This window comes from Synechococcus sp. BA-120 BA3 (assembly GCF_034931285.1).
Lineage (GTDB): Bacteria > Cyanobacteriota > Cyanobacteriia > PCC-6307 > Cyanobiaceae > Cyanobium.
This window is the reverse complement of record NZ_JAYGHZ010000037.1, coordinates 1-11750: the sequence shown is the minus strand read 5'-3', so window position 1 is coordinate 11750 and position 11750 is coordinate 1. Positions and strand designations below refer to the sequence as shown.

Annotated in this window: 10 protein-coding genes; 8 read left to right on the top strand and 2 right to left on the bottom strand. The window is 69.4% G+C overall.

Annotated features, from left to right (window positions below; translation table 11 throughout):
- Positions 1-2430, top strand: a 2430-nt coding sequence (locus VB737_RS03180) for a DEAD/DEAH box helicase (protein ID WP_500311072.1), incomplete at its 5' end; no start/stop codon positions are given.
- A gap of 13 nt (positions 2431-2443) precedes the next feature.
- On the opposite strand, the gene VB737_RS03175 is transcribed toward VB737_RS03180, so the two are convergent.
- A complete protein-coding gene (locus tag VB737_RS03175) occupies positions 2444-3613 on the bottom strand; it encodes a fatty acid desaturase family protein (RefSeq protein ID WP_500311071.1) in 1170 nt (389 codons plus the stop codon).
- Positions 3614-3682: 69 nt separating this feature from the next.
- Between VB737_RS03175 and VB737_RS03170 the strand changes: the two genes are divergently transcribed.
- The 5 genes from VB737_RS03170 to VB737_RS03150 all read left to right on the top strand — a co-directional run bounded on the left by VB737_RS03170 (position 3683) and on the right by VB737_RS03150 (position 7730).
- Positions 3683-4549 carry an SWIM zinc finger family protein gene (locus VB737_RS03170; protein WP_500311069.1) on the top strand — a complete coding sequence of 289 codons (867 nt, stop codon included), beginning with the start codon at positions 3683-3685 and terminating at the stop codon, positions 4547-4549.
- Positions 4550-4730: 181 nt separating this feature from the next.
- Positions 4731-5609, top strand: coding sequence for a DUF1194 domain-containing protein (locus tag VB737_RS03165; protein ID WP_500311067.1), 879 nt, complete (start codon positions 4731-4733; stop codon positions 5607-5609).
- Between the two features lie 146 nt (positions 5610-5755).
- Positions 5756-6610 (top strand): hypothetical protein, encoded by an 855-nt coding sequence (locus tag VB737_RS03160; RefSeq protein ID WP_500311065.1) that lies wholly within the window; start codon positions 5756-5758, stop codon positions 6608-6610.
- Between the two features lie 10 nt (positions 6611-6620).
- Positions 6621-7175 carry an MEKHLA domain-containing protein gene (locus tag VB737_RS03155; protein ID WP_500311074.1) on the top strand — a complete coding sequence of 185 codons (555 nt, stop codon included), beginning with the start codon at positions 6621-6623 and terminating at the stop codon, positions 7173-7175.
- A gap of 105 nt (positions 7176-7280) precedes the next feature.
- Positions 7281-7730: an Hsp20/alpha crystallin family protein gene (locus VB737_RS03150; RefSeq protein WP_500311063.1), complete on the top strand. Its 450-nt coding sequence runs from the start codon at positions 7281-7283 to the stop codon at positions 7728-7730.
- A gap of 91 nt (positions 7731-7821) precedes the next feature.
- Here VB737_RS03150 and VB737_RS03145 read toward each other — a convergent pair whose 3' ends face one another.
- A complete protein-coding gene (locus VB737_RS03145; RefSeq protein WP_500311062.1) occupies positions 7822-7965 on the bottom strand; it encodes a hypothetical protein in 144 nt (47 codons plus the stop codon).
- Positions 7966-8115: 150 nt separating this feature from the next.
- Here VB737_RS03145 and VB737_RS03140 point away from each other — a divergent pair, with 150 nt between their 5' ends.
- Positions 8116-9903: a diflavin flavoprotein gene (locus VB737_RS03140; protein WP_500311060.1), complete on the top strand. Its 1788-nt coding sequence runs from the start codon at positions 8116-8118 to the stop codon at positions 9901-9903.
- Entirely contained in the window at positions 9903-11735 is a 1833-nt protein-coding gene (locus VB737_RS03135; protein ID WP_500311057.1) for a diflavin flavoprotein, read from the top strand. Before VB737_RS03140 ends, VB737_RS03135 begins: the two co-directional genes overlap by 1 nt.
- The last annotated feature ends 15 nt before the right edge of the window (positions 11736-11750 follow it).

Sequence of the window (11750 nt, the reverse complement as noted above, 5' to 3'; positions counted from 1 at the left end):
GACAGGGCCCGCCTGCTGGGGGCCTTGCTTGACGGCCCGCTGGGCGCCGGCTTCCGCCCCCCCGCCGCGGGGCTCGACCCCCTGCTGGGGGCCTGGCAGAAGGCCCTGGGTCCCGGCCCCGGCCGGCTCGAACTGGACGAGGAGGAACGGGAGCGGCTGGCGGTGGCCACCCACCACTGGCGCGAGGCGGTGGCGGGACGGGTGGCCCCGGCCCGGGCCTGCCTGGAACTGTTCACCCCCGAGGAGGGCGAGGAGCTCTGGGAGCTGCGCTTCTCCCTGCAGGCGGAGGCCGATCCCAGCCTGCGGATGCCGGCGCGCACGGTCTGGAATGCGGGCGACGGCCGGCTCCAGCTCGGGGAGGTGGACGTGGCCGAGCCGGGCCAGCTGCTGCTGGAGGGCCTGGGGCGGGCCCTGCAGGTGTTCGAGCCGATCGGCCGGGGCCTTGATGCGGCAGCCCCGGAAACCATGCTGCTCACGCCCGCCGAGGCCTTCGTGCTGGTGCGCACCGCCGCCACCCAGTTGCGCGACGTGGGGGTGGGCGTGGTGCTGCCGGCCAGCCTCAGCGGCGGCCTGGCCAGCCGGCTGGGGCTGGCGATCGAGGCCGAGCTGCCGGACCGTTCCCGTGGCTTCTCGTTGGGGGAAAGCCTCGAGTGGAAGTGGGAGCTGATGATCGGCGGGGTCACGCTCACCCTCAAGGACCTGGAGCGCCTCTCCACCAAGCGCAGTCCCCTGGTGCAGCACAAGGGGGCCTGGATCGAGCTGCGGCCCAGCGATCACAAAAACGCCACGCGCTTCTGCGCCGCCGATCCCAACCTCAGCCTCGACGATGCCCTGCGGCTGACGGCCAGCGACGGCGACACCCTGATGCGCCTGCCGGTCCATCGCTTCGTCCCGGGGCCCCGGCTGAGCGCCGTCCTGGAGCAGTACCACCAGCAGAAGGCCCCCGATCCCCTGCCGGCTCCGGAGGGCTTCGCCGGCCAGCTGCGGCCCTACCAGGAGCGGGGCCTGGGCTGGCTGGCCTTCCTGCACCGCTTCGACCAAGGGGCCTGCCTGGCGGACGACATGGGCCTGGGCAAGACGGTGCAGCTGCTGGCCTTCCTGCAGCACCTCAAGGTGGAGCAGGAGCTGAAGCGCCCCGTCCTGCTGGTGGCCCCCACCTCGGTGCTCACCAACTGGAAGCGGGAGGCGGCGGGCTTCACCCCGGACCTGGAGGTGCGGGAGCACTACGGTCCGCGCCGGCCCGCCACCCCCGAAAAGCTGGCCAAGGCCCTGGACGGGGTGGATCTGGTGCTCACCAGCTACGGGCTGCTGCAGCGCGACAGCGAACTGCTGGAGAGCATCGACTGGCAGGGGGTGGTGATCGATGAAGCCCAGGCGATCAAGAACCCGGCGGCCAAGCAGAGCCAGGCGGCCCGCGACCTGGGCCGTCCGGGCAAGCAGGGCCGCTTCCGCATCGCCCTCACCGGCACCCCGGTCGAGAACCGGGTGAGCGAGCTCTGGGCCCTGATGGACTTCCTCAATCCGCGGGTGCTGGGGGAGGAGGGCTTCTTCCGCCAGCGCTACCGGCTGCCGATCGAACGCTACGGCGACATGAGTTCGCTGCGGGATCTCAAGGCCCGGGTCGGGCCGTTCATCCTGCGGCGCCTCAAGACCGACCGCTCGATCATCTCCGACCTGCCCGAGAAGGTGGAGCTGCGCGAATGGGTGGGCCTGTCGGCGGAGCAGACGAAGCTCTACCGCAAGACCGTCGACGACAGCCTCGACGCCATTGCCCGCGCCCCGCTGGGCCAGCGCCACGGGCAGGTGCTCGCCCTGCTTACCCGGCTCAAGCAGATCTGCAACCACCCGGCCCTGGCCCTCAAGGAGAGCGCGGTCGACAACGGCTTCGCCGCCCGCAGCGCCAAGCTGCTGCGGCTGGAGGAGATCCTTGAGGAGGTGATCGAAGCGGGCGACCGGGCCCTGCTGTTCACCCAGTTCGCCGAATGGGGCCACCTGCTCAAGGTCTACCTGGAGCAGCGCTGGCGCCAGGACGTCCCCTTCCTGCACGGCGGCAGCAGCAAGACCGACCGCCAGGCGATGGTGGACCGCTTCCAGGAGGATCCCCGCGGCCCCCAGCTGTTCCTGCTTTCGCTCAAGGCGGGCGGGGTCGGCCTCAACCTCACCCGGGCCAGCCACGTGTTCCACATCGACCGCTGGTGGAACCCCGCCGTGGAGAACCAGGCCACCGACCGGGCCTACCGGATCGGCCAGACCAACCGCGTGCTGGTGCACAAGTTCATCACCAGCGGTTCGGTGGAGGAGAAGATCGACCGCATGATCGAGGAGAAATCCCGGCTGGCGGCCGACATCGTCGGCAGCGGCGAGGAATGGCTCGGTGGCCTGGAGGTGGGCCAGCTCCGGGACCTGGTGGCCCTCGAGGAGGGCGTCTGAGCGGAACCCAGCCTCAGCGGCGGGAGAGCCCGGCGGCCTCCTGACGTCCGCGCCCGGCGGTCTCCCCCATCACCGGCAGCAGCACCGGCAGGGCCGGTGGCGCCGCCACGGCAGGTTCCTCGCCCATGCGGCGCAGCCAGCGGTAGTGGGAGGCCACACCGGAGAGGAAGGAGCGGTGGCTGCGGAAGGGAACGCCGCAGTCCCGGCAGGTCTGCTCAACGATGGCGGAGAGGCTGGGGTAGTGGACGTGGCAGATGTGGGGGAACAGGTGATGCTCCACCTGAAAGTTCAACCCCCCCAGCAGCCAGCTGAGCAGGCCATTGGAACGGCTGAAGTCCACCGTGGTGGCCAGCTGGTGATCGGCCCAGGGGCCCATGGCCGGGCTGGTGGGGTCGGTGGCGGGAAAATCGGCCTCCTCCACGCAGTGGGCGAGCTGGAACACCACACTCAGCACCACGCCCTGCACCATCGCCGCCACCACGTAGCAACCGATCACCGCGCTGAAGGAATGGCGCTGCAGGGGAAGCACGAAGGCCAGGGAGAAGAAGATGGCTTTGCCGGCCAGGAACACCACCCAGTCGGCAAGGGACAGTCGGGGCAGGGAGTGGTCGCCGCGGCCCCGGCTGGCGAGATCGGCGAAGTCGTCGAAGAACTGCCACTTGATCGGCAGCATCCCGTAGAGGGGCCAGAGATAAAGGTGCTGCCAGCGATGCCACCAGCGATGGGGCTGATGGGGGGAGAGACGACCGATCATCCCGAGGTTGATGTCGTCGTCGTGGCCGGAGATGTTGGTGAAGGTGTGATGCAGCCCGTTGTGCTTGTGGGCCCAGATCAGGGAGCTGCCGCCGAGCAGATCGAGGGTCATGGCGGCGGCCCGGTTGATCCAGCGGTGGCGGGAGTAGGCGCCGTGGCCGCCGTCGTGCTGGATGTTGAAGCCGATGGCGGCGATCGCCAGGCCCAGTAGGGCCGAGAGGGCGATCGCCCCCGGGGCATTGTCGACCCGGAACACCAGCAGTCCGTAGGTGAGGCCGAACCAGGCCAGGATCACGGCCGATTTGAGCACCATGGACGGCGCGTCGCGCCGCTCCTGCCCGGTGGCCTCGAAGTGATCGTGAACCCTTGCCCGTAAAAGACTGTGAAAACCGTCGCCGGCGCCGAACGTGATGCGATTCAAGGACTCCACGCCCTGCGTCGGGACAACCTACGGCAAGGGGACCGGCAGGCGTCAGGATGGGGCGGTGCGGCCGGCAGCATGACCAGCTCCTTCCCCGGTGCCACGGGCACCATCACCACCCAGCTGGGCCAGGAGGGTCTGGGGCAGCAGCCCTGGTGGGTGGAGCAGTGGATGGAGCTGATCCACTCCTACCGGTTCAAGAAGCGCCTGGAGCGCGCCTGGACCTACGCCCGCGAGGGCAACGTCGTCTCGATCCGTTTCGAAGGACGGCGGGTGCATGCCCGGGTGCAGGGCACCGACCCCGACCCCTACAAGGTGAAGCTCTGGCTCGACGTGCTCAACGACGAGGACTGGGGCTACGTGCTCGAGGCCCTGAGCCAGAAGGCCCGCTGGTCGGCCCAGCTGCTGGCGGGGACCATGCCCGCCGACATCGAGCGGGCCTTCGCCGCCAGCGGCAAGCGGCTGTTCCCGTTCAAGCTCCAGGAGGTGCGCAGCGAGTGCAGCTGCCCCGACAAGGCGAATCCCTGCAAGCACATCAGCGCCGTCTACTACCTGATGGGGGATCGCTTCAGCGAGGATCCCTTCGTGCTGTTCCAGCTGCGGGGCCGCACCCGCAGCCAGCTGCTGGGGGATCTGGCCAAGCGCCGCCGGGAGGGGGTGGTGGCCCCGGTGGAGCATGCCCCCCATCCCACCCATCCCGCCATCGCCGAACCGGCCCGCTGGTGGCGCTACGACGCCCCCCTCGATCCCGATCTGGTGGTGATCACGCCGGCCATGGAAGGGGAATCGGGCCTCGACGGCGCCGGCCCCCTGCCCCTGGCCGAGGAGCCCCGCTTCCCGGAGGCCAACCATCTCTTCCTGGAGCGGCTCAAGGCCCATGGGGCCGGCATGGCCCAGCAAGCGATGGCCCGGGCCATGGCCACCGGCAACGAGAACGAAATCTGAAGCCAGCGCCCAGCCGAACCTGACTTCTGCAGCGCACCAGCGGCAGCTTTGCCGCTGGTGCGCTGCTGCCTTCACCATTTTGGCGATGGGTCGTTCACTCTCATGGAGGCTCTGCGTACCGCCTGTCTTCAGGCAGTCGCCAGTGATCCGGAAAACAACAACGACCCCCACTTTCCGCGCCATGAGAACCACCCTCAATCCTCTGCTCCGAGGAGGAGCGGCCGCAGCGGCCTTCGCCATCACCCTGTTCGGCGCCCAGCAGGCCAAAGCCGTCGGCACCATCGAGGTGTTCCAGGAACTGTTCCTCTCCCTCGACGTCTCCGGTAGCATCAGCGGCGGAGATTTCAATCTTTACAGGAACGGCTACGTCAACGCGTTCAACAACGCCACCGTGCAGGCGAAAATCGCCGACACCTTCGACAAAGGTGGCCTTGCGATCGCGGTGGGCCAGTGGAGCACCACGGCCTTCACGCCGCCCGTGATCGGCTGGCAGCACATCACCGATCTCACCACGGACGGGGTGAACGGTGGCACCTCCTTGAGCAGCTTCATCACCGCCCTCAGCGCCATGCCCCGCCAGGGCTCTGGTGTCACCTGCGTGGATTGCGGCATGGCGGACGCGATCAATGAGATCAACACCAACGACTTCTTCACCACCCGCGCCAACGGCCGGGTGATCGACATCTCCACCGATGGTGCAGGCAACACAACCGCCGGCAGTTGTGGAACTGTGTCCCAATGCGCTCAGGCGCAGAGGGCCAGTGCCGTCGCCAGCAACATCATCATCAACGGCCTGGGAGTGGGCACAAGCGCCAGCACCTTCCTCACGGCCAATGTGGTGACCCCCCTCAATGGCGCCACCAAGGCCGGTTTCGTGGAGACCGCCGACAACTTCGGCCAGTTCGAGGCAGCCATCACCAACAAGCTGATCCGCGAGGTGGGTCCCGCTCCTGGCGAGTCAGTGCCTGGCCCCCTGCCGATCCTTGGTGCCGGTGCCGCCTTCGGCTTCTCCCGCAAGCTGCGCCGCCGCATCAACACCGCCAACTTCCACCAGGCCTGATTCCGAGCCTTGCAGGATCTCCAGCCCGGCCCCATGCCGGGCTTTTTCATAGCTGGCCTCTGGCCATTCGCCTGCCCATCGAAAAACCTGATCCCGTCCACGCCTGAGGCCAGAACCGCTCCTCCGGTGCTTTCCCTCCTTTCCCCATGAGCCCCAAAGTCGACACCCTGCCCACGGCCGATCGCCATCCGGAAGCCCACCCTCGAGCGGGCTACGTCGAGGAGGTTGCCCTCGCCCTCAACTGGGGAGCCATCCTGTTGTTCGTCCTGTTTCTGCTGGGGATCATCGCCGCGGCCTGGCCGGTGCGCCTGATCAATCCCCTCTGGCTGCAGACCGTGAGCGACAAGCTGCTCGCCTCGGGCCCGATCGCCATGGTCGGGGCGCTGCTGCTGCTGCTCGCCAGGCTGATCGATCCCGACTCCCGACCGATCGGTCGCCGTGTGGCGTTGCTGCGGCCCCTCAGCTTCTGGATCGCCTTCGGTTTCCTGTTGCTGATCCCCCTGCAGATCTACAGCGGCATCAACTTGCTGCGCCAGTTCAGGGCCAACGACACCCGGGAGCTGAACGCCTACATCGCCACCACCAGGGCGATCGAACGCGCCCGCACCTACGACGACATCCTCAAGGCCATGCGGCTGCTGCCCGGCCAGGCCCCTGCCCTGCCCGCCACCCTCAACGTCCCCCTGGACGTCGTCAAGACCAAGCTCAGCAACGACCTCAATCCCTTCATCAAGCGCTATCAGAACAGCGCCGATGCCATGGGGATGAAGCGGCTCAACGATTGGTTCGTGCAGCTGGCCAGGAACGTCATTGCCGCCCTGCTGTTGTTCTTCAGCTTCGCCGCGATCGGCAAGCGCTTCGCCTACCAGCCCACCCTGCTCCGTAGCGTGCTCTCCGGCCGCTTACTCTCCACCTTCAGCAGCCGGCGCCATCAGGCCGCACCGGAACTCGCCACAGCCATGCAGATGATGATGCCCGAGGACAACGGTCCCCCTCGCTGAGGCCGGAGCCATCCCACCCTCTGATCCGCCCCCCTGGCTGAGCGACTCCGCCATCGCCACCGCCGGGCGCCTCATCCGGGGCCACCGGCTGGCGTTCGATCGGCCCCTGCTGGCCGGCGTGGAGAGCGGCCGCTCACCGCTGCAGGCGGCCCAGGAGCTGTTCGTGGCCGCCACCGTCGTGCTGGCCCATGACGGCAGCGCCGATCCGCGCCTGATCTACGCCAACCGCGCGGCGCTGCTGCTGTGGCACCGCCCCTGGAGCGCCATGGTGGGTCTGCCCTCCCGCCTCACCGCTGAGCCGGCCGAACGGCGGAGCCGCGCCCACGCCCTGGAGCGGGCCCGGCACCGCCAGGCCCTCGAGGGCTACGCCGGCATCCGCATCGACAGCGGCGGCCGCCGCTTCCGCATCGAGAACGCCCGGTTGTGGACCCTGCGGGAGCCCGGCGGCCTGCCCTGCGGCCAGGCGGCCGCCTTCGCCAACTGGTGGTGGCTTCCGCAGCACCCTGGCGGTTCTCCGCCGCCCGCTGGTGAAAGGGCCGAACCCGGTCCGGGGGACCGAACCTGAGCCGTCGGTTCTCCCCCTCGGAGCACCCGGGCAAGACGGGCACATTGACGGAGCGGGTGGTTCCTCACCCGGCCATCCCCGTCGCTCCCATCGGAAGCACCAACCATGCGCACGCTTCATCCTTCCCCCTTCGATCTGTTCGACCGGCTGGAGCAACAGCTGCAGACGGCCGAGCGGGTTCCCGCCGCCGAGATCCACGAAACCGAGACCACCTACACGATCGCCCTGGAACTGCCCGGCGTCGACCGCGCCTCCATCGACGTGAAGGCCACGGACCGCTCCTTGCTCATCACCGCGGAGCGCCGTTCCCAGCCGTCAGCCGCGGCCACCGCCGAAGCGCCCTCGAACGGCAACGGCGAGGCAGCCGTCCCTGAGGGCCGCCGGCCCGCTCCCCTGCTGAGCGAATTCCGCTACGGCACCTGGAGCCGCAGCTTCCGCTTCCCCGGCGGGATCCAGCGGGACGCCCTCGAAGCCCACTACCGCGATGGGCTGCTCACCGTGACGGCGCCCAAGGCGCAGTCCCTGACGACGGTCAGCGTGAAGGTGGCCGACTGAGGCCCTCACGCCTCGAGGCGGCGGGCGGATTCGAGGGAGAGGCCAATCACCGAGATGCAGCTGGTGGCTTCGCTCCACCGCACGGTGCCTCTCAGGTCGTAGGTCTCTCCCCGTCACCCAGCACCAGGGCGCAGGGCTGACCGACCGAGAGAGCGTGTCCGGCCGCGATGGCCATCTTGAGGCCCTCCACGCTCAGGTCGAGCACCACTCCGAGGATCCCCTCGGAAGCCTCCACGGATTTTTTCTTCTTCCTTGTCCACTGATCCGCAAGGTCCACTGATCCGCAAGGTCCACTGATCCGCAAGGGGCCTGTCGATTGCGCGAATACATCGGGAGGGACACCACCCTGCCTACAGTCATAGGCCTGCGGAAGGAGTCTGATCCGATGAGCAGCAGCACCGCCAGCGCCCCACCCTCCTCGCCGTCCTCGCTGCAGACGGCGGAGCCGCGCCTCAGCCTGCAGTGCGAGACGATCGCCGCCGACACCACGGCGATCCGCTCCCTCGACTGGGACCGCAGCCGCTTCGACATCGAGTTCGGCCTGCGCAACGGCACCACCTACAACGCTTTCCTGGTGCGCGGTGAGCGCACCGCCCTGGTCGACACCAGCCACGCCAAGTTCCGCGACACCTGGATTCCCCTGCTCGAGGGTCTGATCGAACCCACGGCGATTGATCACCTGATCGTCTCCCACACCGAACCGGACCATTCCGGCCTGATCGGAGATCTGATCGACCGCCATCCGGACATCGAGATCGTCGGCTCCAAGGTGGCGATCCAGTTCCTCCAGGACCAGGTGCACCGGCCCTTCCGCAGCCGGGCGGTCAAGAGCGGCGACGAACTCGACCTGGGCGTCCATCCCGAGAGCGGTGTGGCGCATCGCTTCAGCTTCCTCAGTGCCCCCAACCTGCACTGGCCCGACACGATCTTCTCCTTCGACCACGGCACCGGCATCCTCTTCACCTGTGATGCCTTCGGCCTCCACTACTGCTCCGACGACCTCTTCGACGTCGACCCCGGCGCCATCGCCCCCGACTTCCGCTTCTACTACGACTGCCTGATGGCCCCCAATGCCCGCAGCGTGCTGCAGGCGCTCAAGCGGATGGAGGGGCTGCCGGAGATCAACACGATCGCCGTGGGTCACGGACCCCTGCTGCGGGAGCACCTGCCCCTCTGGGTGGGCGACTACCGCGACTGGAGCGGCCAGCGCAGCGCCGGCGAGGCCTATGCGGCCGTCTGCTATCTCAGCCAGTACGGCTTCTGCGACCGCCTCAGCCAGGCCATCGCCCGCGGCGTCGGCAAGGCCTCCGGCCAGGTGCAGCTCGTCGACCTGCGCGGCACCGATCCCCAGGAGCTCGCCGCCCTGATCGGTGAGGCCAGCGCCGTGGTGGTTCCCACCTGGCCCGCCTCCCCCGATCCCGACCTGCAGACGGCCATCGGCACCCTGCTGGCCGCCCTCCATCCCAAGCAGTGGGTGGGCTGCTACGACGCCTTCGGCGGCAACGACGAACCGATCGACACCCTGGCCGGCCAGCTGCGCAACCTGGGGCAGAAATGGGCGTTTGAGCCCCTGCGCATCCGCCAGGTGCCCGGCGGCGCCGACTACCAGCGCTGCGAGGAGGCCGGCACCGATCTGGGCCAGCTGCTCACCAAGGAGAAGACCATCGCCGCCATGAAGGCCATCGACGGCGACCTGGACAAGGCCCTCGGGCGCCTCAGCGGCGGCCTGTACATCGTCACGGCCCGCCAGGACGACGACGCCGGCAGCCGCAGCGGCGCCATGGTGGCCAGCTGGGTCAGCCAGGCCAGCTTCGATCCGCCGGGGATCACGGTGGCGGTCGCCAAGGACCGGGCCATCGAGGCCCTGATGCAGGTGGACGACCGTTTCGTGCTCAACGTCCTGCGGGAGGACAACCACCAGCCCTTGCTGCGCCACTTCCTGCGCCGTTTCCCGCCGGGGGCCGACCGCTTCGCCGGCGTGAACGTGCTCGATGGCGTGGCCGTCGGCGGTCCTGTCCTGGGGGATGCCCTGGCCTACCTGGGCTGCCGGGTGACCCAGCGCATGGAAGGCCCCGACCACTGGATCATCTACGCGGTGGTGGAGGAGGGCAATGTGGCCGACACCACCGCCGCCACGGCCGTGCATCACCGCAAGGTGGGCAACCACTACTGATGACCACCTCCCCATCCGCCGCCACCCCATCCACCTCGGATCGGCGCGTCATCACCCTGCCGGTCGAACCCGGCCTGCTCTGCCTGCGCGGCCTCAGCCCCAGGCGCCTGCGCTTCGAAGTCGAGTACGGCCTCGAGCGGGGCACCACCGCCAACAGCTTCCTGTTCCAGCAGGCCGCCTCCGGCGGCGCCCCGGTGCTGATCCATCCTCCGGGGGCCTCCTTCGCCGCCCCGTTCCTGGAGCAGCTGGCCCTGCTTGTACCGGCCGACGCGCCCCTCAAGGTGGTGGTGAGCCACGTCAACCCCAACCGGGTCGCCCTGCTGAAGCAGCTGGCGACGGGCTGGCCCGCCACGGTGCTGGTGGCCTCCAATCCCGGCGCCCAGGTGCTCGCCGAACTCTGGTCCCAGCAGCGACCCGGCCCGCCGGGTGAGGCCGCCGCCCCCACCGACGCCGTGCCCCTGCCGACGATCGAGGTGGTCAAGCAGGAGACAAGCCGCACCCTCGCCGACGGCCATGTCCTGACCCTGCTGCCCACCCCCACCCCCCGCTGGCCCGGCGGCCTGATCGCCTTCGAGGCCACCACGGGGCTGCTGATGAGCGGCAAGTTCTTTGCCGCCCACCTCTGCACCGAGGACTTCGCCGAGGCGAACCGCACCAGCACCGAGGAGGACCGCCGCTACTACTACGACTGCCTGATGGCGCCGATGGCCCGCCAGGTGGAGACGGTGGTCGACCGACTCGACGAACTGCCGATCCGCACCATCGCGCCGGGCCATGGCCCGGCCATCGCCCAGAGCTGGCGCAGCCTGCTGGCCGATTACCGCCGCTGGGGGGAGAGCCAGGAGAAAGCCAGCCTGTCGGTGGCCCTGCTGTACGCGAGCGCCTACGGCAACACCGCCGCCATCGCCGACGCCCTCTCCCAGGGGGTGGCGCGCAGCGGCGTGCGTGTCGAGAGCATCAACTGCGAATTCGCGCCCGCCGAGCAGCTGCTGGAGGCGATCCACTCCTGCGACGCCCTGCTGATCGGCTCCCCCACCCTCGGGGGCCATGCCCCCACGCCGATCGTCTCGGCTCTCGGCACCGTGCTGGCCGAGGGGGATCGGGCCAAGCCGGTGGGGGTGTTCGGCAGCTTCGGCTGGAGCGGCGAAGCCATCGACCTGCTCGAAGCCAAGCTCCGCGACGGCGGCTTCCAGTTCGCCTTCGAGCCGATCCGGGTGAAGTTCAGTCCGGATCTGGCCACCCTGCGGACCCTGGAGGAGACGGGCACCGCCCTGGGCCGGCGCCTGCGCCAGCAGCATCGCCAGACCCAGCGGCGCAGCAGCATCGGCGGCCTCAGCGAGAGTCGCACCAACCCGGCGATCCAGGCCCTCGGCCGGGTGGTGGGGTCCCTGTGCGTGGTGCTGGCCCGCAAGGGGGACGGCGCCGACGCCATCGGTGGGGCGATGGTGGCCAGCTGGGTGAGCCAGGCCAGCTTCAGCCCCCCCGGCTTCACCGTGGCCGTGGCCAAGGACCGGGCGATCGAAAGCCTGCTGCACGTGGGGGACGCCTTCTCCCTCAACGTGCTGGCCTCCGGGCGCGAAAGCGGCCCGATGAAGCGGTTTCTGCAGCCCTTCCCGCCCGGGGCCGATCGGCTGGCGGGGCTGAATCTGGAGACCAGTCCCGGCGGCCAGCCCCTGCTGCCGGAGGCCCTGGCCTGGCTGGAGGCCCGGGTGAGCCAGCGGATGGAATGCGGCGACCACTGGCTGCTCTACGCCGAGGCCCTCAGCGGCGACCTGCTGGATCCGGCCGCCACGACAGCCGTGCACCAGCGCCGCAGCGGCGCCGCCTACTGAGCGGAGGGTCTAGGC